This is a genomic window from Enterobacter sp. EGD-HP1, assembly GCF_000733275.2.
Classification (GTDB): Bacteria; Pseudomonadota; Gammaproteobacteria; order Enterobacterales; family Enterobacteriaceae; genus Enterobacter.
Genome location: NZ_AVOP01000010.1, coordinates 58,229 through 81,580 on the forward strand (window position 1 = coordinate 58,229; position 23,352 = coordinate 81,580).

A 23,352-nucleotide genomic window follows, 5' to 3' on the forward strand; every position below is an offset into this window, starting at 1 on the left:
TTTCTCCACATGCACTAAGGCAAATCAACCGTAGCGGCCAGTAATGTAATCTTCGGTTTGTTTCTTCGCGGGCCTGGTGAACAGCGCGTCCGTATCGCTGAACTCAATCAACTCGCCCAGGTACATAAACGCCGTGTGATCGGAACAACGTGCAGCCTGCTGCATGTTATGGGTCACGATAACCACGGTGTAATCCTGCTTCAGCTCGGTGATCAGCTCTTCAATACGGCCGGTTGAGATCGGGTCCAGCGCTGAACACGGCTCATCCAGCAGCAACACTTCCGGGCGAATAGCGATACCGCGCGCAATGCACAGACGCTGCTGCTGACCACCGGAGAGAGAGTAACCGCTCTGGTGCAACTTATCTTTGGTTTCGTTCCATAATGCGGCCTTGGTCAAAGCCCACTGCACGCGCTCGTCCATATCGGCACGGGAGAGCTTTTCGAACAGGCGAACGCCGAACGCGATGTTGTCATAAATGGACATCGGGAAGGGCGTTGGTTTCTGGAACACCATCCCCACTTTGGCGCGCAGCAGGGCAATATCCTGAGCCTGGGTCAGAATGTTTTCGCCGTCCAGGATGATTTCACCTTCAGCGCGCTGCTCCGGATAGAGCGAATACATTTTGTTAAAGGTACGCAGCAGCGTGGATTTTCCGCAGCCGGACGGACCGATAAATGCCGTGACCTGGTTCTTCGCGATATCCAGGTTGATATTCTTCAGGGCATGGAATTTGCCGTAGTAGAAGTTCAAATCACGAACCTGAATCTTACCCGGGGCAGTATCAACCATACTCATTGACTCATTTCCTCATTCGGCGCCGCGAGCTGCCGCGCCGTAAAAAATTAACCGTGTTTCTTCTTCGCGAAAATGACGCGCGCCAGAATGTTCAGCAACAGTACGCAAAGGGTAATGATCAGCACCCCGGCCCAGGCCAGCTGCTGCCATTCCGCGAATGGGCTCATCGCAAATTTAAAGATCGTCACCGGCAGGTTGGCGATCGGCTGCATCATGTCCGTGCTCCAGAACTGGTTGGAGAGAGACGTAAACAGCAGCGGCGCCGTTTCACCAGCGATACGCGCAACCGCCAGCAGGATACCGGTCATGATCCCGGAGACGGACGCCTTCAGCGTAATCGCAGAGATCATCTTCCATTTCGGCGTACCCAGCGCATAAGCCGCTTCACGCAGGCTGTCCGGCACCAGTTTCAGCATGTTCTCGGTGGTTCGAATAACAATCGGCACCTGCAGCAGCGCCAGGGCAATCACACCCGCCCAGCCGGAGAAGTGTTCCATCTGCGCCACCACCACGGTGTAAACAAACAGACCCACGACGATAGACGGGGCTGACAGCAGAATGTCGTTGATGAAGCGAATCACTTCCGCCAGCCAGGATTTACGACCGTATTCTGCCAGATAGATGCCCGCCATGATGCCCAGCGGCGTGCCGAAGACCGTCGCCCACAGGATCAGCAGGCCGCTGCCCGCCAGGGCATTCGCCAGGCCACCACCCGCCGTGTTCGGCGGCGGCGTCATTTCGGTGAACAGCGACAGTGACATCCCGTCAATCCCGCGAACGACCGTCGAGAAGAGGATCCAGACCAGCCAGAACAGGCCGAATGCCATCGTAGCCATAGAGAGCGACAGGGCAATACGGTTTTTCATGCGGCGTCTGGCCTGCATTTTGCGGCGGGATTCCGCCAGTTCAGCGGTAGCTTGCATTTCGAGAGTGGCCATTAGCGTGCTCCCTCATTTTTAGCGAGGCGCATAATCATCAGCTTGGAAATCGCCAGAACAATGAAGGTGATAACGAACAGAATCAGACCCAGCTCCATCAGCGCCGCCACGTGCAGACCCGATTCCGCTTCCGCAAATTCATTCGCCAGCGCCGAAGTAATACTGTTACCCGGCATGTAAAGCGACACGCTGTCGAGCTGGTAGGTGTTACCGATGATAAAAGTGACCGCCATGGTTTCACCCAGCGCACGACCTAAGCCCAGCATCACGCCCCCGATCACCCCATTTTTGGTGAACGGAAGGACAATGCGCCAGATAACTTCCCAGGTGGTGCAGCCGATGCCGTAGGCCGACTCTTTCATCATCACCGGCGTTTGTTCGAAGACATCGCGCATAACCGCCGCAATGTACGGAATAATCATGATGGCGAGGATCACACCTGCCGCCAGAATGCCGATACCGAAAGCCGGGCCGGAGAACAGCGCCCCCACAAACGGAATTGAGGAAAGAACGTTACCGACCGGTTCCTGGAAGTATGTGGCGAACAGCGGAGCAAAGATGAACAGGCCCCACATGCCGTAAACGATACTCGGAATGGCCGCCAGCAGTTCGATGGCGATCCCCAGCGGACGACGCAGCCAGCCCGGCGCCAGCTCCGTCAGGAACAGGGCAATACCAAAGCTCACCGGAACCGCAATCAGCAGGGCGATGAACGAGGTCACCAGCGTGCCGTAAATCGGCACCAGGGCACCGTAGATGTCGTTCGGCGCGTCCCACTCTTTGGTCCACAGGAAGGAGAAACCGAATTTCTGGATGCTCGGCCATGAGGAGAAAATCAGAGAAACGATAATGCCGCCCAGCAGCAATAGCACAATCAGCGCAGCCAGTTTTACCAGCGCGCTGAAAATCATGTCACCTTTTTTACCCGGAGGGTTAAATGCAGGCTTGGTTGCAGCCATAAATTACTCTTCTGTTTGAGACGTTTTTACGAATATGCCCGGTGGCGCTGACGCTTACCGGGCCTACAGCTTAAACCGTAGGGCGGGTAAGCGCAGCGCCACCCGCCATCTTCGTTAAATATATCCTGTTAGTACAGCGCTTTACCGCTGCTGTCTTTCACGTTGGTTTTCCATGCAGCGCGAATCTGCTCAACCACGTTGTCCGGCAGGGTAGCGTAATCCAGGGCATTAGCCTGTTTACCGCCGTTTTTGTACGCCCAGTCGAAGAACTTCAGCACTTCAGCGCCCTGCTCAGGTTTCTTCTGCTCTTTGTGAACCAGGATGAAGGTGGTAGAGGTGATTGGCCATGCACCTTCGCCTTTCTGGTTAGTCAGATCCTGCGCGAAGGATTTGCTCCAGTCAGCGCCTTTCGCGGCGTTAGCAAAGTTCTCTTCGGTCGGGCTAACCGCTTTGCCGTCGGCTGAAACCAGCTTGGTGTAGGACAGGTTGTTCTGCTTAGCGTACGCATACTCTACGTAACCAATTGAGCCAGGCAGACGCTGTACGAACGCGGCGATACCGTCGTTACCTTTACCGCCCAGACCGGTTGGCCAGTTAACGGTAGAGCCGGAGCCGACTTTAGATTTCCACTCTTCGTTCACTTTTGCCAGGTAGCTGGTGAACACGAAAGAGGTACCGGAACCATCCGCGCGGCGCACCACGGCGATGTTCTGAGAAGGCAGCTTCAGGCCTGGGTTGAGTTTAGCGATCGCTTCGTCATCCCATTTTTTGATTTTGCCCAGGTAGATGTCACCCAGGGTTTTGCCGTCCAGCACCAGCTCACCCGACTTCACGCCCGGCAGGTTGATGGCCAGAACCACGCCACCGATCACGGTCGGGAACTGGAACAGGCCTTCCTGAGCCAGTTTGTCATCAGACAGCGGAGCGTCTGATGCGCCGAAATCAACCGTGTTCGCGGTAATTTGTTTAACGCCACCGGAGGAGCCGATACCCTGATAGTTAACCTTGTTACCGGTTTCTTTCTGGTAGGTATCCGCCCATTTGGCATACACCGGCGCAGGGAAGGTTGCACCAGCGCCAGTCAGGCTTGCTTCTGCAAATACAGAGAACGCGCTCAGAGATAAGGTCGCGGCGACAACAGTTGCGACAGTGGTACGCATAACTTTCATAATGTCTCCTGCAAGGATTTCGTAAATCATTGTTTAAGTGGCTACGATGAGCAAAATAGGACAAACAGGTGACAGATAAATGTACGAATTATGACAGTTTTATGACAATGAAAATTTCACTTAAAAATATGCAAAATAATCATTAATTTTCATTGCGTTATCTACTTTTATGACAAGGCGTTTTCAGAAATATTTTCTTTATGTGACACTGAAAAAAGTAGCTGAAGATGACAGATTGTCATTATTAAAAACGAGAAAGGATTGATTAAAAACAAACCGGGCGGGATAAAAAAGCTCCACCCGAAGGTGGAGCCTGAAGGGATTATTCTACGGTAACCGATTTTGCCAGGTTACGCGGCTGGTCAACGTCGGTGCCTTTGATCAGCGCAACGTGATAGGCCAGCAGCTGCAGCGGAACGGTGTAGAAGATCGGTGCAATCACCTCTTCAACGTGCGGCATCTCGATGATGTGCATGTTGTCATTGCTGACAAAACCGGCATCTTGATCGGCGAAGACGTACAGTACGCCGCCGCGGGCGCGCACTTCTTCGATGTTAGATTTCAGTTTTTCCAGCAGTTCGTTGTTTGGTGCCACAACGATGACCGGCATATCCGCGTCAATCAGCGCCAGCGGGCCGTGCTTCAGCTCGCCTGCCGCATAGGCTTCTGCGTGAATGTAGGAAATCTCTTTCAGCTTCAGCGCGCCTTCCAGCGCAATCGGATACTGATCGCCACGGCCCAGGAACAGGGCGTGATGTTTGTCAGAGAAATCTTCCGCCAGCGCTTCAATGCGTTTGTCCTGAGACAGCATCTGCTCAATACGGCTCGGCAGTGCCTGCAGGCCATGAACGATGTCATGCTCAACGGAAGCATCTTCGCCTTTCAGACGCGCCAGCTTCGCCACCAGCATCAGCAGTACGGTCAGCTGAGTAGTAAACGCTTTGGTGGAGGCCACGCCGATTTCGGTACCCGCTTTGGTCATCAGCGCCAGATCGGACTCACGCACCAGCGAGGAGCCAGGAACGTTACAGATGGCCAGCGAGCCCAGGTAACCCAGCTCTTTAGAGAGACGCAGCGCGGCCAGCGTATCCGCCGTTTCGCCGGACTGGGAAAGGGTGATCATCAGGCTGTTACGACGCACCGCAGATTTGCGATAGCGGAATTCAGACGCGATTTCCACATCGCACGGCACACCGGCCAGGGATTCAAACCAGTAGCGAGAAACCATACCTGAGTTGTAGGAGGTGCCGCAGGCCACGATCTGAATATGCTCAACTTTACCGAGCAGTTCGTTCGCGTTTGCGCCCAGCTCGCTCAGGTCCACTTCACCGTGGCTGATGCGCCCGGTCAGGGTGTTTTTGATGGCGTTTGGCTGCTCGTAAATCTCTTTCTGCATGTAGTGACGGTAAGCGCCTTTGTCGCCCGCGTCGTACTGCAGATTCGATTCGATCTCCTGACGTTTCACCTGCTCGCCTTTGGTATCGAATACGGTCACGCTGCGGCGAGTCACTTCCGCGATATCCCCCTCTTCGAGGAAGATAAAGCGACGGGTAACCGGCAGGAGCGCCAGCTGGTCAGAAGCGATGAAGTTTTCGCCCATGCCCAGACCGATAACCATCGGGCTACCGGAACGCGCGGCAAGCAGCGTGGACGGGTCGCGGGAATCCATGATCACCGTACCGTACGCACCGCGCAACTGAGGGATAGCACGCAGCACCGCATCACGCAGCGTGCCGCCCTGCTCCAGCTCCCAGTGCACCAGGTGAGCAATCACTTCGGTGTCAGTTTCAGAGACGAAGGTGTAGCCGCGCGCTTTCAGTTCTTCGCGCAGCGGTTCGTGGTTTTCGATAATGCCGTTGTGCACGACCACGATGTGTTCAGACACATGCGGGTGCGCGTTACCTTCAGACGGTTCGCCGTGCGTCGCCCAGCGGGTGTGCGCAATACCGGTCCCCCCATGCAGCGGATGTTCCTCCGCGGCCTGGGCCAGCATCTGCACTTTACCGAGACGACGCAGACGGGTCATATGACCTTCTGCATCGACGACAGCCAGACCGGCGGAGTCGTAACCACGGTATTCCAGACGACGTAAACCTTCGAGAAGGATTTCAGCAATATCACGCTGCGCAACTGCGCCAACAATTCCACACATAATTTTAGATTCCGAATTTAGGCATTACGCCTGCGTTGTCGCTGACCTGTATTTGCCCTTTCCGGGCACCCCGAGCCTTGTAGAGAGTGGGGTTATTTTTATGGGTACTGCTTGTGGGGGGAGATATATATTTATCTCCTCTCCCGGGTTTGCCTGATGTCGGCTACGCCTTATCAGGCCTACTCAATCGTAGGGCGGGTAAGCGTAGCGCCACCCGCCTTGTTGTTACTTTTTCTTCACCGGGCGTTTCCAGCCCTGCTTGCTGACCTGCGGAACGCGGCTTAACACCAGCTCGTTCTCGGCCACATCGCGCGTCACGGTTGTTCCGGCGGCAATGGTCACCCCATTACCCACGGTAACAGGCGCCACCAGCTGCGTATCGGAGCCAACAAACACATCATCACCGATGATGGTTTTAAACTTATTGGCGCCGTCATAGTTACAGGTAATAGTCCCTGCACCAATATTCACGTTATTACCAATTTCCGCATCGCCCAGATAGGTCAGATGACCGGCTTTCGAGCCTTTACCCAGACGCGCTTTTTTCATTTCCACGAAGTTACCCACGTGAGCGCCTTCCAGCAGCTCAGCGCCCGGGCGCAGACGCGCAAACGGGCCGATGGTACAGGCGGCATCCAGACGGGCATCTTCTACCACGCTGTACGGGCTGATTTCGCAGTCGTCACCGATGACGCTGTTTTTAATCACGCAGCCGGCGCCAATTTTGACGCGATTGCCCAGCGTGACGTGACCTTCGAGGATAACGTTAGTATCAATTTCAACGTCACGCCCGTGAGATAACGAACCACGCAAATCGAAACGCGCCGGATCGCGCAGCATCACGCCTGCCAGCAGCAGTTTTTCGGCCTGCTCGGACTGATAAATACGCTCAAGACGGGAAAGCTGAAGGCGGTTATTGACGCCGTCCGTTTCGCTGATGCGCGCCGGATGAACGGCGGCAATTTCACGCCCTTCATGGTAGGCCATCGCAATGATGTCGGTGATGTAGTATTCACCCTGCGCGTTGTTGTTGTTGAGTTTGGACAGCCAGCGCTTCATATCCGCGCCATTGGCAATCAGGATACCGGTGTTGATCTCCTGAATCTGGCGCTGCTCGTCGCTGGCATCTTTATGCTCAACAATCCCCGTGACGTTGCCGTTTTCACGGGTGATGCGGCCATAACCGGTTGGATCGTCCAGCACGACGGTTAACAAACCGATGCCACCCTGCGGTTTGGCTTCACGCAGGCGAGTCAGTGTTTCAACGGAGATCAGCGGGACATCGCCGTAGAGCATCAAAATGTCTTCGTCATCCGCAAAGAAGGGCGCAGCCTGTTGCATCGCATGGCCTGTGCCCAGCTGTTCTGCCTGAAGCACCCAGTTGAGCTTGTCATCGCTCAGCGTCTTTTTAAGCAGATCGCCGCCGTGGCCGTAGACCAGATGAACCTGACTGGCACCCAGTTCATTCGCTGCATCAATGACATGCTGCACCATTGGCTTTCCTGCAAGCGTGTGGAGCACCTTAGGCAGATCGGAATACATGCGGGTCCCTTTGCCAGCGGCAAGGATCACCACGCTCATCGCACTGTTTGACATACGCATCCTGACGGTAGTTTGAGTGTGAAGTAAAAACGTTTGATGCTTAAAATTCTACATCTTTTTAATCATGAATTAAGGCCGAAAAAAAAAGCCAGCCTGGTATCCAGACTGGCTTTTGTGCTTTTCAAGCCGGTGTTACATCGCTTTTTTGGTCAACTCGATAACGCGCAGTTTCGCGATCGCTTTGGCCAGCTCCGCAGACGCCTGAGCGTAATCCACGTCACCATGAGAGCTGCTAATGTGCTCTTCAGCCTTACGCTTCGATTCCAGGGCTCGCGCTTCGTCGAGATCCTGTCCACGGATAGCGGTATCGGCCAGAACGGTCACACTGCCAGGCTGCACTTCAAGAATGCCGCCAGACAGATAGATAAACTCTTCGTGACCGAACTGTTTAACGATGCGGATCATACCAGGCTTAATGGCGGTGAGCAGCGGTGCGTGACCTGGGAAAATACCCAGTTCACCTTCACTACCCGTTACCTGGATTTTCTCGACCAGACCAGAGAACATTTGTTGCTCTGCGCTGACGACGTCCAGGTGGTAAGTCATTGCCATATCACCCTCCGATTAAGGCGTTAAAGTTTTTTGGCTTTTTCCACGGCTTCGTCGATGGAACCAACCATGTAGAACGCCTGCTCCGGCAGGTGATCGTATTCGCCTTCCATGATGCCTTTAAAGCCACGGATGGTGTCTTTCAGGGAAACGTATTTACCTGGGGAACCGGTGAATACTTCCGCAACGAAGAATGGCTGGGACAGGAAGCGCTGGATCTTACGCGCACGTGCTACCACCAGTTTGTCTTCTTCAGACAGTTCATCCATACCCAGGATGGCGATGATGTCTTTCAGTTCCTGGTAACGCTGCAGCAGGGACTGTACGCCACGCGCGGTGTCGTAGTGTTCCTGACCAACTACCAGTGGATCCAGCTGACGGCTGGTGGAGTCCAGCGGGTCAACGGCCGGGTAGATACCCAGAGACGCGATCTGACGGCTCAGTACCACGGTTGCGTCTAAGTGAGCAAAGGTGGTTGCTGGAGATGGGTCAGTCAAGTCATCCGCAGGTACGTATACCGCCTGAACGGAGGTGATAGAACCGGTTTTGGTAGAGGTGATACGTTCCTGAAGAACACCCATCTCTTCCGCCAGCGTAGGCTGATAACCTACCGCTGAAGGCATACGACCCAGCAGTGCAGATACTTCAGTACCGGCCAGGGTGTAACGGTAGATGTTATCAACGAACAGCAGAACGTCACGGCCTTCGTCACGGAACTTCTCAGCCATAGTCAGACCGGTCAGCGCAACGCGCAGACGGTTTCCTGGTGGCTCGTTCATCTGGCCGTAAACCAGGGATACTTTGTCCAGAACATTGGAGTCGGTCATTTCGTGGTAGAAGTCGTTACCCTCACGAGTACGTTCACCTACGCCCGCAAACACAGAGTAACCGGAGTGCTCGATCGCGATGTTACGGATCAGCTCCATCATGTTTACAGTTTTACCAACACCCGCACCACCGAACAGACCGACTTTACCGCCCTTCGCGAACGGACACATCAGGTCGATAACTTTGATACCGGTTTCCAGCAGTTCCTGAGAGCTGGACAGCTCTTCGTAGGAAGGTGCCGCGCGGTGGATAGCCCAACGCTCTTCTTCACCGATGTCGCCTTTCATGTCGATTGGCTGACCCAATACGTTCATGATACGACCCAGTGTTGCTTTACCTACCGGGACTTCGATCGGGTGCTCAAGGTCTTTGACTTCCAGACCACGACGCAGACCGTCGGAAGAACCCATTGCGATGGTACGCACGATACCGCCGCCGAGCTGCTGCTGAACTTCCAGCACCAGGCTCTCGTTACCATTCTGTACCTCAAGCGCGTCGTACACGCGTGGTACGGCGTCCTGAGGGAACTCGACGTCCACCACGGCGCCGATTACCTGGACAATCTTTCCAGTAGCCATCTTGAATCCTCTACGTAATTCGTAAACCTGGTTAAACCGCGGCGGCCCCCGAGACGATCTCGGTGAGTTCCTGAGTAATGCTGGCCTGACGAGCTTTGTTGTAAACCAACTGCAGCTCTTTAATCAGGCTGCCGCCATTATCGGTCGCGGCTTTCATCGCCACCATTCGTGCGGCCTGCTCGCTGGCCAGGTTTTCTACAACGCCCTGATAAACCTGAGATTCAACGTAACGACGCAGCAGGGTATCCAGCAGCGGTTTCGGATCGGGTTCATACAGGTAATCCCAGGCTTTGTGCTTCAGCTCGTCATCTTCTGATGCCGGTAACGGCAGCATCTGAGTGAGCGTTGGAACCTGAGACATGGTGTTAATGAATTTGTTGCTGACAACGTACAGTCTGTCCAGACGGCCTTCATCATAGGCCTGCAACATCACTTTAACCGGGCCGATCAGTTCGGACAGGGACGGGTTATCACCCATACCGGTCACCTGAGCGACAATGTTGCCACCAACGGAGTTAAAGAAAGAGACGCCTTTAGAGCCGATCATTGCGATATCGCACTGAACGCCTTTTTCAGACCATGCTTTCATATCCGCCAGCAGTTTTTTGAACAGGTTAATGTTCAAGCCGCCACACAGACCACGGTCGGTCGACACCACCAGGTAGCCCACGCGCTTAACGTCGCGTTCTTCCAGGTAAGGGTGCTTATATTCCAGATTACCGTTTGCAAGGTGACCAATCACTTTGCGCATGGTTTCTGCATAAGGACGGCTGGCCGCCATGCGATCCTGCGATTTACGCATTTTGGAAGCGGCGACCATCTCCATCGCTTTAGTGATCTTTTGCGTGTTCTGGACGCTTGCGATCTTACTACGTATCTCTTTTGCGCCGGCCATGAGCTTCTCCTCAATGCCAGGCGGCTTGTCCTGAGACAAGCCGCCGGACGATTACCAGGATTGGGTTGCTTTGAAGGAATCGAGGATAGCTTTCAGCTTGCCTTCGATTTCGTCGTTATAGCCACCGGTCTGGTTGATCTCTTGCATCAGCGGAGCGTGATCACGGTCGACGTAAGCCAGCAGAGCGGCTTCGAAGCTACCGATTTTCGCCAGTTCCACATCTTCGAGGTAACCGCGTTCAGCCGCGAACAGTACCAGGCCCTGCTGAGCAACAGACATTGGTGCGTACTGTTTCTGCTTCAGCAGCTCGGTCACTTTCTGGCCGTGGCTCAGCTGTTTACGGGTTGCTTCGTCCAGATCGGATGCGAACTGAGAGAACGCAGCCAGTTCACGATACTGTGCCAGCGCGGTACGGATACCACCGGACAGTTTCTTGATGATCTTGGTCTGAGCAGCACCACCAACACGGGATACGGAGATACCCGGGTTAACCGCCGGACGAATACCGGAGTTAAACAGGTTAGTTTCCAGGAAGATCTGACCATCGGTAATGGAGATTACGTTGGTCGGAACGAACGCAGAAACGTCACCCGCCTGGGTTTCAATGATCGGCAGAGCGGTCAGAGAGCCCGTTTTACCCTTCACTTCACCTTTAGTGAAGTTCTCGACGTATTCCGCGTTAACGCGGGAAGCACGCTCCAGCAGACGAGAGTGGAGGTAGAATACGTCGCCAGGGAACGCTTCACGTCCAGGTGGACGACGGAGCAGCAGGGAAACCTGACGATAAGCAACAGCCTGTTTAGACAGGTCATCGTATACGATCAGCGCATCTTCACCGCGATCACGGAAGTATTCGCCCATTGCGCAACCGGCGTATGGCGCCAGGTATTGCAGTGCAGCAGATTCAGACGCGGTCGCTACCACAACGATGGTGTTAGACAGTGCGCCGTGCTCTTCCAGCTTACGAACCACGTTGGAAATGGTGGACGCTTTCTGGCCGATGGCCACGTACACGCATTTGATACCGGAGTCACGCTGGTTAATGATGGCGTCGATTGCCATCGCGGTTTTACCGGTCTGACGGTCACCGATGATCAGTTCACGCTGGCCACGACCGATTGGGATCATGGCATCAACGGACTTATAACCAGTCTGCACTGGCTGATCTACGGACTGACGGTCGATAACGCCTGGTGCGATAACTTCGATTGGGGAGAAGCCATCGTGCTCAACCGGACCTTTACCGTCGATTGGCGCACCCAGGGTGTTAACAACGCGGCCCAGCAGGCCACGGCCAACCGGTACTTCCAGAATACGGCCAGTACACTTAACCTTCATGCCTTCGGCGAGGTCAGCGTATGGGCCCATCACAACTGCACCTACGGAGTCGCGCTCCAGGTTCAGTGCGATAGCGTAACGGTTACCCGGCAGGGAAATCATCTCACCCTGCATACAATCGGCAAGGCCGTGGATGCGGATAACACCGTCACTTACAGAAACAATAGTACCTTCGTTGTGAGCTTCACTCACAACACTGAACTGAGCAATGCGCTGCTTGATCAGTTCGCTGATTTCGGTGGAATTCAGTTGCATGCTCCAGTCCCCTTAAGACTGCAAGACGTCTGCAAGGCGCTCAAGACGGCCGCGTACGCTGCCATCAATGACCATATCACCCGAACGGATGATTACGCCTGCCATTACAGACTTATCGATTTTGCAATTCAGCTTAACTTTGCGTGACAGACGTTTTTCCATCGCGGCGGTGATTTTCGCAAGCTGTTCGTTACTCAGTTCAGTCGCAGAAGTCACTTCGACTTCAGCGGTTGCTTCACTAAGGGCACGTAAGTGCTCAAACTGCTCGAGAACATCCGGGAGCACACGGAGACGACCATTTTCTGCCATCACCTTAATCAGGTTCTGGCCATTGGCATCCAGTTGCTCTCCGCACACGGCGATAAACGACGCGGCGAGAGTTTCAGGTGCTAACGCACCAGAAAGCAACTCAGCCATTTGTTCGTTTTTCGTCACCTCAGCGGCAAACGCCAGCATATCCTGCCAGCGATCGACATTTTGGTGTTCGACAGCAAAGTCAAAAGCTGCTTTGGCGTAGGGGCGAGCTACCGTAACAAATTCAGACATCAGCCCCTCCCTCCTTACAGTTCAGCGACAAGTTTGTCCACGATGTCGCTGTTAGCAGCTTCATCCACGGAACGTTCGATGATCTTCTCGGCGCCAGCAACAGCCAGAATCGCAACCTGCTTACGCAGTTCTTCACGAGCACGTTTACGCTCAGCATCAATTTCTGCCTGAGCCTGTGTCACGATCTTAGTACGTTCCTGTTCTGCTTCAGCTTTGGCTTCGTCCAGGATCTGCGAACGGCGTTTGTTAGCCTGTTCGATGATAACCTGAGCTTCAGCTTTCGCTTTTTTCAGCTGGTCTGTCGCGTTGGCCTGTGCAAGGTCCAAATCTTTCTTAGCGCGTTCTGCGGAAGCCAGACCGTCAGCAATTTCTTTCTGACGTTTTTCGATGGCAGCCATTAAAGGCGGCCATACATACTTCATGCAGAACCAGACAAAGAGAATAAACGCGATGGCCTGGCCGAGGATTGTTGCGTTCATGTTCACAGCACAATACCTCTTTAATTTCTGTGGCTTAGGGTTTTAAAACTACTACTACGCGACAGCAAACATCACGTACAGACCCAGACCTACAGCGATCATTGGGATTGCATCCACCAGACCCATAACGATAAAGAACTGAGTACGCAGCAGAGGAATCAGATCAGGTTGACGCGCTGCGCCTTCCAGGAATTTGCCCCCGAGGATGCCGATACCGATCGCAGCACCGATAGCCGCCAGACCCATCATCACAGCGGCAGCCATGTACAGCAGATCCATATTCAGGTTTTCCATGACAGTCTCCAGTTTGTTTCAATTAAAACGTAGTAGTGTTGGTAAAAAATCAGTGCTCTTCAGACGCCATCGACAGATAGACGATCGTCAGAACCATGAAGATAAAGGCTTGCAGCGTAATGATCAGGATGTGGAAAATGGCCCATGGCACATTAAGAATCCACTGTGACCACCACGGCAGAAGACCCGCGATCAGAATGAAAATCAGCTCACCCGCATACATGTTGCCGAACAGTCGCAGACCCAGTGAAACAGGTTTGGACAGCAGGCTAACGCCTTCCAGGATCAGGTTGACCGGAATAAACGCCCAGTGGTTGAACGGCTGCAAGGTAAGCTCTTTCACAAAGCCGCTTACGCCTTTCATTTTGATGCTGTAGAAAAGAATCAGGATAAATACGCCCAGCGCCATCGACAGGGTGATGTTCACGTCAGCAGACGGAACCACGCGCAGTGCAGGCAGGCCGAAGATGTGCTCGCCGATAAACGGCAGCAGATCGATTGGCAGCAGGTCCATCAGGTTCATCAGGAAGACCCAAACGAACACGGTCAGGGCCAGCGGAGCAATCAGCTTGCTCTTACCATGGTACATGTCTTTGACGCTGCCATGGACGAAGCCGATGATCATTTCGATGAAGGTCTGGAATTTCCCTGGTACACCGCTGGTCGCTCGTTTAGCAACACCGCGGAACATGGCCAGGAACAGAAGACCCAATACCACCGAGAAGAACATGGAGTCGATGTTGATCGTCCAGAAGGTGGCCGGGGGGTTATGTGGATCCACCAGCGAGAATGTACGCAGGTCCAGCTGAAGGTTATTCAGATGGTGACCTATGTAATCCTGCGGCGTCATATTTTCTGAAGCCATGATGCCTTTTACCCTTTGTTATTGATTACAGCTGGAGCCAGAACTTGTACCACCAGCACCAAAACCCACGTTGCTATCAGCGGCATGAAGACCACTTTCAAAACCGCCAGCGCCATCACCAGTAGAGCAAAGGTCAGCAACACCTTACACACTTCGCCGAGGGCGAAGGACCAGGCCACGCGGCCTTTGGCGGGTGTATGCGCCTGATGACGCCAGGCAAAAATCATAAACAACACGTTTGGCAGCACAACCGCCAAACCCCCGCACACGGCGGAGATGCCCCAGAAGGGGTCTTTGAGGCTAAACAGCAGTCCACTTGCTATCACAGCCAGAAACTGAACGAACAGAAGCTTACGAGCAACGTTTCTACTCAAGAGCGACACAGACATCACGTTTTTACTCCTGCTCCCTTCGAGGTATGCCGCGTGTCGTATAAAACGTCCTTTAAGGCTCAGAGTCAAGCATCAAAAAGCGGTCAAATTATACGGTGCGCACCCGTGATTTCAAACATTAAGTAGCGAAAAGGTGAATAAATGTTTAAATATTTTTCCCCACCGCTATTTTTTAACTTTCGCCGAAAGCGTCAACCTTCGAGCAAAACTGCAAACAGCGCGAAAACGTTGACGATAAAGCGTGCACGAGATCACAAAACACACATTTGCGATAAGGTTGTATTTATCAAAGGCGCAAATCGCGTAAATTTATCTTTATGAAATTAAAAGCAAAACGTCGTAACTATTTTCAAAACAGCCCAGTACACAATAAAAACCTTTTATTGACATTCTTAATAAATAATTAACATTGCGTTCTGGTTACTGCCTTCCATTTTTAGCAGACTTATATTTTCACAGATGACTATCTTCACGGTGAACAATAGACATTACGTTAACCGGAAGAAAACCCTGAGTGAAAAAGAGGTTAAAGGCTCACCGGTAAATCCCCGGTAGTTGTGCTGTTTTTTAACATGCCAGGAACAGCACAAATTCCACATTTTTTATTAAATTTTTAAAAATTGTTTGGCTTAATTATCACCAGATGACGTTCCCCATCGAGCTGAGGAATGTTTAATTTCTCGATGGATTCAACAGCAAATCCGTCCGGAAGCTGTTCAATCTCATCGCCTGGCAACTGCCCTTTCAGCGCATAAAAGCGTCCGTTCTCTGCCGGTAAGTGCTTGCACCAGCTCACCATATCGTTGAGCGACGCAAAAGCACGGCTGATAACCCCATCAAACGGCGGCTCTGCCGGGAATTCCTCTACCCTGCTCTGTACGGGCGTAATGTTCTCAAGCTTCAGCTCATGCTGAACCTGACGTAAAAAGCGCACGCGCTTGCCAAGACTGTCCAGCAGCGTGAAATGGCTTTCAGGGCGAACAATCGACAGCGGAACGCCCGGTAAACCCGGGCCCGTTCCCACGTCGATGAAACGCTCACCTTTCAGATATGGCGCAACCACAATGCTATCGAGAATATGGCGAACGAGCATCTCGCTGGGGTCACGTACCGACGTCAGGTTGTACGCTTTGTTCCATTTGTTCAGCATATCGACATAGGCCACCAGCTGATTTTTCTGGTGATCGGTGAGCGAAATACCTGCCTGATCCAGCAGACGAGAGAGTTTGTTGAGCACGGTGAATACCTGTTTAGCGATTTTTCGCCCGGTGGCGCTGCCGCTTACCGGGCCTACGAATAAGTAGGGCGGGTAAGCGAAGCGCCACCCGCCAAAAGCAATGTCAATTACGCGCTGCGGCGCAACATACCTTGCTTTTTCAGCCAGACCAGCAGGATCGAAATCGCCGCAGGGGTCACCCCCGAGATGCGTGATGCCTGGCCGATCGACACCGGTTTGTGATCGTTCAGCTTGGCGATCACTTCGTTGGAAAGGCCCGTCACCTGGCGGTAGTCCAGCATTTCCGGCAGCAGCGTGTTTTCGTTACGCTGCTGCTTTTCGATCTCATCCTGCTGACGCGCGATGTAACCTTCGTACTTCACCTGGATCTCAACCTGCTCTGCCGCTTCAGCGTCTTCCAGGCCCGGCGCGAACGCGGTCAGTTTGACCAGGTTCTCGTAGGTGACTTCAGGACGGCGCAGCAGATCTTCCCCGCTGGCTTCGCGCGACAGCGGCGCGGTTAAGTGAGCGTTTACTTCGGCAGCGGTTTCCGCCTGCGGATTGACCCAGGTGGTTTTCAGGCGCTGACGTTCCTGTTCAATGCGCTCCAGCTTCTCGTTAAAGCGCGCCCAGCGCTCGTCATCGACCAGACCCAGCTCGCGGCCCATTTCGGTCAGACGCAGGTCGGCGTTATCTTCGCGCAGCATCAGGCGATATTCCGCGCGAGAGGTAAACATACGGTACGGTTCTTTGGTTCCCAGCGTGCAGAGATCGTCAACCAGCACGCCCAGATAAGCCTGAGAACGGCCTGGCGCCCAGCCCTCTTTCTCAGCAGAGAAACGCGCGGCGTTCAGACCGGCAAGCAGACCCTGTGCAGCCGCTTCTTCGTAGCCTGTGGTGCCGTTAATCTGCCCCGCGAAGAACAGACCGTGGATGAATTTGCTTTCCAGGGTTGGCTTCAGGTCACGCGGATCGAAGAAATCGTACTCAATAGCGTAGCCAGGGCGAACGATTTTCGCATTCTCCATCCCCTGCATTGAACGAACAATTTGCATCTGCACATCGAACGGCAGGCTGGTGGAGATGCCGTTCGGATAAATTTCGTTTGAGGTCAGCCCCTCCGGCTCCAGGAAGATCTGGTGCTGGTTACGATCGGCAAAGCGCATCACTTTGTCTTCGATCGACGGACAGTAGCGCGGGCCGATCCCTTCGATCACGCCAGCATACATGGGGCTGCGATCGAGGTTATTGCGGATCACGTTATGGGTTTTCTCGTTGGTATGCGTGATGTAGCACGGCACCTGCTGCGGATGTTGCGCTGCATTGCCCATGAACGAGAAGACCGGCATTGGGTTATCACCGTGCTGTTGCGCCAGCACGCTGAAATCAATGGTGCGCGCATCAATACGCGGCGGCGTGCCGGTTTTCAGGCGGCTGACGCGCAGCGGCAGTTCACGCAGACGACGGGACAGAGGAATAGACGGCGGATCGCCGGCACGGCCACCGCTGTAGTTATCCAGGCCGATATGAATTTTACCGTCCAGGAATGTCCCCACGGTCAACACCACGGCTTTGGCGCGGAATTTGAGGCCCATCTGGGTCACGGCACCTACAACGCGATCGTTCTCAACGATAAGATCTTCAACCGCCTGCTGGAAGATCATCAGGTTCGGCTGGTTCTCCAGCGCGGTACGCACCGCCTGACGGTAAAGCACGCGGTCTGCCTGTGCACGGGTCGCCCGAACAGCCGGTCCCTTGCTCGCGTTTAGTATCCTAAACTGGATGCCAGCCTGATCGATCGCTTTCGCCATCAGGCCGCCAAGTGCATCCACTTCTTTTACCAGGTGTCCTTTCCCAATGCCGCCAATCGCCGGATTACAGGACATCTGTCCCAGCGTGTCGATATTGTGTGTCAAAAGCAGGGTCTGCTGACCCATTCGCGCTGCGGCCATTGCGGCCTCAGTGCCTGCGTGACCCCCGCCAATGATGATGACGTCAAAAGGATCCTGATAAAACATGGTGGTCTGCCTCGCGTAAAGCGGTAAGAAAATGGATTGAAGCCCGGGCCGTGGATTCTACTCAACTTTAGTCTTTCGAGAAAGCATTGGGATCCTGGGCTATTAAAAAGAAGATCTTTTTATTTAGAGATCTGTTCTATTGTGATCTCTTATTAGGATCGCGGACATGTGTGGATAAGTCCGATCTCATAAAGAAGATCATGCAGTTAGAAAGGATCGTTTGCTGTGAATGATCGGTGATCCTGAACAGTATAAGCTGGGATCAGATCGCGACTTTATGCACAGGTCAAAAACGATACAAGAGTTGTTCTTTGGATAACTACGGGTTAATACGAGCTTTTAACCAGAGTTATCCACATCTGTTCGCGCGATCTTTAATCGTTTTTGAGTAAATTTTTCCATTCCGCGAGCCAGATCTCGGCTGGATCCTCCGGAATGTCATGATCGAGGATGTTGATCTTGAGCGTTTCACCCAGCTGTTTTGCTCCGCAGGAGGTTACGGCGGCTTCAACTTTCTCTATTGCCCCGCAAAAAGTGTCATATTCGCGACTGCCGATCCCCACTGCGCCAAAACGGACGTTTGACAGGTCGGGCTGTTGTTCCAGCAGTTCGTCATATAAAGGTTGCAGGTTATCCGGCAGATCGCCCGCGCCGTGCGTGGAGGTGATCAGCAGCCAGACCCCGTCAGCCGGGAGATCTTCAAGCAACGGGCCGTGCAGGGTTTGTGTGGAAAAGCCCGCATCTTCCAGCTTTTCAGCCAGGTGTTCCGCTACGTATTCCGCACCACCAAGGGTGCTGCCGCTGATAAGGGTAATGTCCGCCATTGATCGCTCGCCCAGATAAAGAGACGGCCATTGTACGCTGTGAACGAGCTGGGATCTACCTGTGGAAAATGTGGGAATGAATTTGCCCGATCACGGGCGGATGGTACGCATGATCGGGTTTTGCAGGGAGATCAATGTCTCGGTGGACTGAATTTCATCGATTGTTTGGATCTTGTTGATAAGTACCTGCTGGAGGGCGTCAATGGATCGGCACATGACCTTAATAAAGATGCTGTAGTGCCCGGTGGTGTAATACGCCTCGGTGACCTCATCCAGCGCGTTCAGCTTCGCCAGGGCGGAAGGATAGTCTTTGGCGCTTTTAAGAATGATGCCGATGAAGCAGCAGACGTCATAACCCAGATGTTTAGGGCTGACGTCTATGCGTGCGCCGGTAATGATCCCCGCCTGTTTCATCTTCTCTACGCGAACGTGAATGGTTCCCGGGCTAACGCCAAACTGTTTCGCCAGTTCGGCATAGGCGGTACGGGCATTGGCCATTAACGCCTCCAGGATGCCGCGGTCGAGATTGTCGATCTGATAATTTTCCATAGCTTTTTCTTATGAAGATTAATGAATCACTCTATTCTAGCGTTTAATTTTATTGAATCAAAAGTGAAGGTGGCTTTTTGTTGATGGGTTATTGAATCCGATGCCGTTTCTGTTGCTTAATCAATATCAACAGGACGCAGGAGTATAAAAAAATGAAAACCGCTTACATCGCAAAACAACGCCAGATCAGTTTCGTTAAATCCCATTTTTCCCGCCAGCTGGAAGATAAGCTTGGGCTAATTGAAGTCCAGGCGCCGATTCTGAGCCGCGTGGGTGACGGGACCCAGGATAACTTGTCTGGATGCGAAAAAGCGGTACAGGTGAAAGTGAAAACACTGCCCGACGCTCAGTTCGAAGTGGTTCATTCACTGGCGAAGTGGAAGCGTCAAACCCTGGGACAACACGACTTCAGCGCGGGTGAAGGGCTCTACACGCATATGAAAGCCCTTCGCCCCGATGAAGATCGCCTTTCTCCGATTCATTCCGTTTACGTTGACCAGTGGGACTGGGAGCGCGTAATGGGTGACGGTGAGCGTCACGTCGGCACGCTGAAGTCTACCGTTGAGGCGATCTACGCCGGGATTAAAGCGACCGAAGCAGCCGTAAGCAAAGAGTTTGGTCTGGCACCGTTCCTGCCGGATACGATCCACTTTGTACACAGCCAGGAACTGCTGAGCCGCTACCCGGATCTGGATGCCAAAGGCCGTGAGCGTGCGATCGCCAAAGAGCTGGGCGCGGTCTTCCTGATGGGTATCGGCGGCAAACTAACTGATGGCAAACGTCACGACGTTCGCGCGCCGGATTACGATGACTGGAGCACGGTGAGTGAGGGTGAATTTGCCGGGCTGAACGGCGATATTCTGGTGTGGAACCCGGTACTGGAAGACGCATTCGAGCTTTCTTCTATGGGGATCCGCGTGGATGCTGATGCGCTGAAGCGCCAGCTGGCGGTCACCGGTGATGAAGATCGTCTCAAACTCGAGTGGCACCAGGCGCTGCTGCGCGGTGAAATGCCACAGACCATCGGCGGCGGTATCGGGCAGTCCCGTCTGACCATGCTGCTGCTGCAATTACCCCATATCGGCCAGGTTCAGTGTGGCGTCTGGCCGCAGCAGGTGCGTGAAAGCGTCGGTTCTCTTCTGTAATTAACGCCGCCAGCGTCTGAGCAGGCGGCTACGCAACCCGGTATCAAAGCGCCAGATATGATCGAAGATGCGCATGATGCCGGGCTTTCCATGGGCGGACATCGCTACCGCATGAAAACGGTGCTGATGCACCCGCTGTAACTCCTTCACTTTATTCACCACGTCATCCGGCAGCCGCTGGGCAATAAAATCGGAAATCACCACCGCGTCAGCGTCGTACCAGTCGCCGCCCTGCATACGCTCTACAATGCTGCGAAAGCAGCTGGCCAGATCCGTGCCGCCGCGAAAACGCTGGCTCAAAAAGCGGATCGCCTGCTCGATACCCTGCTGGTTCGTCAATTCATAGCCCACCACCTCGCTGGAGAAGAGCATGATGAAGCAGCGGCGCCGATCGGCGAGCGCCACGCGCATCAGTGCCAGACAGAACGCCTTCGCACACTGCTCGTTAAACCCGCCCATCGATCCGGATGTATCCACGCAAACAATGAATGGCCCGCGCGGCTGTTCATCAAAATCCTGATGAATGACCGGCCGCTGGCTAAGCTTCTCGCGCCAGGATTCGCCATGCAGCCGGTAGGTGAGGAGCTGCTTTTCCACCAGCCGACGATAGAACTCATATTCCAGTTCGGTCATCCCCAGCGTGCTTAGCTCGGTCGGCAGCAGTCGTAAGATGTCGTCGCTTTGCTGCAATCCATCCACCTGCTCGGGCACGGTGGCCGGTTCGCGCACCAGGGTGCGGAAGGTTTCCATCGGGGCATCTTTCTTTGGGACCGACTTTGCCTCCCTTGAGCGCCCCAGCTGTTCTGCAAGCTTCATTAGCTCGGGCTGTTGCGTTAGAAAGTCGCCGTACTTGACGATCAGCTGGTAGTCACCGCGCTTCAACTGACCAGCGCTCATATCCCAGAGACGTCCTGCGGCGTTTTCATTTTCTACCAGCACCTCTTCAAGCTGGCCGCTGAGCGTCATCCGTTCCTGAACTTCGCTAAGCAGCTGTTCGCGCTCTTCATCCAGCAGCTGCTGGTTAAGGGTTGTGGCCTGAACGACCAGGCTCAGCCGCCAGCGCTGTAAAAACAGGGTATGCAGCGCCGGGGTAAACGTGGCGTTATCCGTGACCAGCGCCCGCGCCTGGCTGGCAAAAGGAGAGTGGACTTTATCAAGCAGCGTAAGGGTTTGCGGTAGCTGGACGATAAACTGCGGTGTCGACAGCCGTTGGCACTGCTGGTAGCAAGCTACTTCTTCCGTTAACTCTGGGGGAACCTCGGTTTCCTTGAACCGCTGGCGAAGGGTTTCCCGCCAGCGCGGCAGATCGTCCGTCATCGCTTTTTTAAGCTTCGGGAATTTTTCAAAGAACGCTGCCAGCTGAGGCGAAGCCAGAAGGGTAATGACCACCTCTTCGATCAACCCTTCTTCGCTGACGGCCAACATGACGTTAAGCGTATCCAGCGTTAGCATTGACGCGCCTGTTTGATCTGCGCGCTGACGTCCTGCAGGCTGGCTTCGATGCGACCTAACCAGTCGCTATGAATAAAGAGGCATTTTTGCTGCTCGCTAAAGCGGGTGTGCTGCTGATGCCATTCGGTATCCAGCGCTTCCAGCTGCTGCTTAATCTCTTCCGGAACGCTATCGGAAGCGGTTCCCGGCAGAGCAAGACGCGATCCCTGCAGGCTGACGTCGCGGAGCACCAGATGCTGGCTGCTGTCCACTTCCATCGTCAGCGGCTGCGCGAAACCAATGCCGTTGAGTTTTCCACGGATCTCACCGCCCTTATCCAGCCACTGCGCCAGCGCCTCGCGCTCAATCGTAATGTGGACCACCTGCATGTCATGAAGTTTGAGTGGCTGCTGGAGCAGCAGCGTCAGCGTCGGGCTGGTCAGCTCGGCGGGTAATTCATAGTGCGGTTTGCGGGCGAACATTCCTCCCAGGCGGTTCACTTTCAGCGCAGTTTTATCACTTTGCTGCTGCTGAAGCTGGATGCGCCGCTGGGCAATCGCCCCTAGCTGGTTGAGCATTGCCTGCTGCCCCCAGGCGTGTCCGGTCATCAAAACGTCAAGCTGCTGCTGCATCAGGTTCATGCCTTCTGCATCGTGCCAGAGGCAGTCTTTGAGCAGGATCAGGTCGATTGGCGCAACGGCATCACGTCCGCTGAACAGGGCGCTGGCCTGCAGCAGGCGGATCGCTTTTTTCCAGCGGCGATCGGAGACATAGGGCGCAGAAGGGAGGAGATCAAGCTGTTGACGCAGCAGATAGATCAGCTCGAAGACCGCGTCCGGCAGCTTGATTTTGCCAATATCCTGCTGCCACTGGTGATACTCCTCATCCGTCACCTGCAGCGAAGCGGATACCGGGTTTTCACTTTCATCCTGCTGGCTGACCAGCATGGAGCGGAAGTTGGCCTTATCCTGCACTTTGTCCAGCCACAGGCGGATCAGCATACGGTCATACAGCGCTTCCAGACTGCTGTCGGCTTCAGGCAGTTCGTTAGAGGCGGCCACCAGCAGGCGCATCGGGATTTTCTCTTCACTGGCACCGTTACGGAACCGACGTTCGTTTATCGCCGTGAGCAGGGTGTTCAGAATAGCCGGTCCCGCTTTCCAGATCTCATCGAGAAAAACAATCTCAGCCTCCGGAAGATACCCTTCTGTAAGACGCTGATAGCGCCCCTCATCTTTCAATGCCTGAATGGAGAGCGGGCCAAAAACTTCTTCTGGGGTGGAAAACCGGGTCATGAGATATTCGAAGGCGCGGGCGTTCTGAAAAGCAAATTTTAGCCTGCGGGCAATCAGGCTTTTGGCAATGCCCGGCGGTCCCAGCAAAAACACGCTCTCACCGCTCAACGCCGCCAGTAAACAGAGGCGGATGGCGTGGCTACGCTCGAAAAGGCCTTTCTCCAGCGCGCTGCTGAGGCGGGAAATTCTTTCTGCTAATAAATGTGAGTGAGCCATAATAGTTTTGCATCCTTTCGC

At 54.0% G+C, this 23,352-nt stretch carries 22 protein-coding genes; 1 reads left to right on the forward strand and 21 read right to left on the reverse strand.

Annotated features, from left to right (window positions below; all coding sequences use genetic code 11):
* Window positions 1–24 precede the first annotated feature (24 nt).
* The 19 genes from pstB to asnC form a co-directional block, all read right to left on the reverse strand.
* Complete coding sequence (gene pstB, locus N037_RS08565) at window positions 25–798, reverse strand: phosphate ABC transporter ATP-binding protein PstB (protein ID WP_010426574.1); 774 nt, start codon at window positions 796–798, stop codon at window positions 25–27.
* 47 nt (window positions 799–845) lie between these two features.
* Window positions 846–1,736, reverse strand: a complete 891-nt coding sequence (gene pstA / locus N037_RS08570) for a phosphate ABC transporter permease PstA (protein ID WP_023309794.1) — start codon at window positions 1,734–1,736, stop codon at window positions 846–848.
* Entirely contained in the window at window positions 1,736–2,695 is a 960-nt protein-coding gene (gene pstC, locus N037_RS08575; protein ID WP_032640314.1) for a phosphate ABC transporter permease PstC, read from the reverse strand. Before pstC ends, pstA begins: the two co-directional genes overlap by 1 nt.
* 128 nt (window positions 2,696–2,823) lie before the next feature.
* The gene (gene pstS, locus N037_RS08580; RefSeq protein WP_032640318.1) at window positions 2,824–3,864 is read right to left on the reverse strand and encodes a phosphate ABC transporter substrate-binding protein PstS; all 1,041 of its coding nucleotides are present in this window, start codon (window positions 3,862–3,864) and stop codon (window positions 2,824–2,826) included.
* A gap of 322 nt (window positions 3,865–4,186) precedes the next feature.
* On the reverse strand, window positions 4,187–6,016 hold the full coding sequence (gene glmS / locus N037_RS08585; RefSeq protein ID WP_023333923.1) for a glutamine--fructose-6-phosphate transaminase (isomerizing): 1,830 nt from the start codon (window positions 6,014–6,016) through the stop codon (window positions 4,187–4,189).
* Window positions 6,017–6,241: 225 nt separating this feature from the next.
* The gene (gene glmU / locus N037_RS08590) at window positions 6,242–7,612 is read right to left on the reverse strand and encodes a bifunctional UDP-N-acetylglucosamine diphosphorylase/glucosamine-1-phosphate N-acetyltransferase GlmU (RefSeq protein ID WP_023333922.1); all 1,371 of its coding nucleotides are present in this window, start codon (window positions 7,610–7,612) and stop codon (window positions 6,242–6,244) included.
* Window positions 7,613–7,750: 138 nt separating this feature from the next.
* Window positions 7,751–8,170, reverse strand: a complete 420-nt coding sequence (locus N037_RS08595) for a F0F1 ATP synthase subunit epsilon (protein WP_006177560.1) — start codon at window positions 8,168–8,170, stop codon at window positions 7,751–7,753.
* Window positions 8,171–8,190: 20 nt separating this feature from the next.
* The gene (atpD, locus tag N037_RS08600; protein ID WP_006177559.1) at window positions 8,191–9,573 is read right to left on the reverse strand and encodes a F0F1 ATP synthase subunit beta; all 1,383 of its coding nucleotides are present in this window, start codon (window positions 9,571–9,573) and stop codon (window positions 8,191–8,193) included.
* 31 nt (window positions 9,574–9,604) lie between these two features.
* On the reverse strand, window positions 9,605–10,468 hold the full coding sequence (atpG, locus tag N037_RS08605; protein ID WP_023333921.1) for a F0F1 ATP synthase subunit gamma: 864 nt from the start codon (window positions 10,466–10,468) through the stop codon (window positions 9,605–9,607).
* Between the two features lie 51 nt (window positions 10,469–10,519).
* Complete coding sequence (atpA, locus tag N037_RS08610) at window positions 10,520–12,061, reverse strand: F0F1 ATP synthase subunit alpha (protein ID WP_006808751.1); 1,542 nt, start codon at window positions 12,059–12,061, stop codon at window positions 10,520–10,522.
* Window positions 12,062–12,073: 12 nt separating this feature from the next.
* On the reverse strand, window positions 12,074–12,607 hold the full coding sequence (gene atpH, locus N037_RS08615) for a F0F1 ATP synthase subunit delta (RefSeq protein WP_023309790.1): 534 nt from the start codon (window positions 12,605–12,607) through the stop codon (window positions 12,074–12,076).
* 14 nt (window positions 12,608–12,621) lie between these two features.
* Window positions 12,622–13,092 (reverse strand): F0F1 ATP synthase subunit B, encoded by a 471-nt coding sequence (gene atpF / locus N037_RS08620; RefSeq protein WP_014072436.1) that lies wholly within the window; start codon window positions 13,090–13,092, stop codon window positions 12,622–12,624.
* Between the two features lie 48 nt (window positions 13,093–13,140).
* Window positions 13,141–13,380, reverse strand: a complete 240-nt coding sequence (gene atpE / locus N037_RS08625; RefSeq protein ID WP_000429386.1) for a F0F1 ATP synthase subunit C — start codon at window positions 13,378–13,380, stop codon at window positions 13,141–13,143.
* 49 nt (window positions 13,381–13,429) lie between these two features.
* On the reverse strand, window positions 13,430–14,245 hold the full coding sequence (gene atpB / locus N037_RS08630) for a F0F1 ATP synthase subunit A (RefSeq protein ID WP_023309789.1): 816 nt from the start codon (window positions 14,243–14,245) through the stop codon (window positions 13,430–13,432).
* Between the two features lie 8 nt (window positions 14,246–14,253).
* Entirely contained in the window at window positions 14,254–14,634 is a 381-nt protein-coding gene (gene atpI / locus N037_RS08635) for a F0F1 ATP synthase subunit I (RefSeq protein WP_023333920.1), read from the reverse strand.
* Between the two features lie 616 nt (window positions 14,635–15,250).
* Window positions 15,251–15,874, reverse strand: coding sequence for a 16S rRNA (guanine(527)-N(7))-methyltransferase RsmG (rsmG, locus tag N037_RS08640; RefSeq protein WP_032640320.1), 624 nt, complete (start codon window positions 15,872–15,874; stop codon window positions 15,251–15,253).
* A gap of 107 nt (window positions 15,875–15,981) precedes the next feature.
* Window positions 15,982–17,871, reverse strand: coding sequence for a tRNA uridine-5-carboxymethylaminomethyl(34) synthesis enzyme MnmG (gene mnmG, locus N037_RS08645; protein ID WP_032640322.1), 1,890 nt, complete (start codon window positions 17,869–17,871; stop codon window positions 15,982–15,984).
* Window positions 17,872–18,245: 374 nt separating this feature from the next.
* Window positions 18,246–18,695, reverse strand: a complete 450-nt coding sequence (gene mioC / locus N037_RS08650; RefSeq protein WP_023333917.1) for an FMN-binding protein MioC — start codon at window positions 18,693–18,695, stop codon at window positions 18,246–18,248.
* 90 nt (window positions 18,696–18,785) lie between these two features.
* The gene (asnC, locus tag N037_RS08655) at window positions 18,786–19,244 is read right to left on the reverse strand and encodes a transcriptional regulator AsnC (protein ID WP_023333916.1); all 459 of its coding nucleotides are present in this window, start codon (window positions 19,242–19,244) and stop codon (window positions 18,786–18,788) included.
* A 152-nt stretch (window positions 19,245–19,396) separates the two neighbouring features.
* Here asnC and asnA point away from each other — a divergent pair, with 152 nt between their 5' ends.
* Window positions 19,397–20,389 (forward strand): aspartate--ammonia ligase, encoded by a 993-nt coding sequence (asnA, locus tag N037_RS08660; protein WP_032640324.1) that lies wholly within the window; start codon window positions 19,397–19,399, stop codon window positions 20,387–20,389.
* Here the strand turns inward: asnA and viaA are convergent, their stop codons facing one another.
* The gene (gene viaA, locus N037_RS08665) at window positions 20,390–21,841 is read right to left on the reverse strand and encodes an ATPase RavA stimulator ViaA (protein WP_023333914.1); all 1,452 of its coding nucleotides are present in this window, start codon (window positions 21,839–21,841) and stop codon (window positions 20,390–20,392) included. It lies immediately after the preceding gene.
* Window positions 21,835–23,331, reverse strand: a complete 1,497-nt coding sequence (gene ravA, locus N037_RS08670) for an ATPase RavA (RefSeq protein WP_032640326.1) — start codon at window positions 23,329–23,331, stop codon at window positions 21,835–21,837. The genes viaA and ravA overlap by 7 nt, the downstream gene beginning before the upstream one ends.
* Window positions 23,332–23,352 lie beyond the last annotated feature (21 nt).